1 protein-coding gene is annotated in these 330 nt (G+C 56.1%); it reads left to right on the top strand.

The genetic code is table 11. The annotated features are described in order from the left end of the window. Window positions 1–330, top strand: a 330-nt coding sequence (locus LU671_RS29405; RefSeq protein WP_232857822.1) for a hypothetical protein, incomplete at both ends; no start/stop codon positions are given.

The raw sequence follows: 330 nt of genomic DNA on the forward strand, positions 1-330 counted from the left end.
TGCGATCTCTCGTAGCGGGAGGCGAATCATACAGCGTTACAACCTGCTGTCAACTGCCTTTTTCACCGCTGCCGATCGTGAGACCGAAGCACCTCCGCAACCCTCTTCAACAATCAACTCTTTGATATTCAAGGAATTTTTCGTTCCGACGTCGCTGGAAGTGGGGCGCATTATAAGGGGATCTGAGAGGGCGTCAACCGTTAATTTCATTAAAGTGGAATATCGGGGGAAAAGACCGCGTCAGGGCCACCAAGTGTTCGCCGAGAGCCTTGCAGCGCCTATCAGACCGAGCGCCGCCCGCGCGGCGCATCGCGGCACAAGGCCGCTCCT

This window comes from Pseudomonas sp. NMI760_13, from assembly GCF_021283245.1.
Taxonomy (GTDB): Bacteria; Pseudomonadota; Gammaproteobacteria; order Pseudomonadales; family Pseudomonadaceae; genus Aquipseudomonas; species Aquipseudomonas peradeniyensis.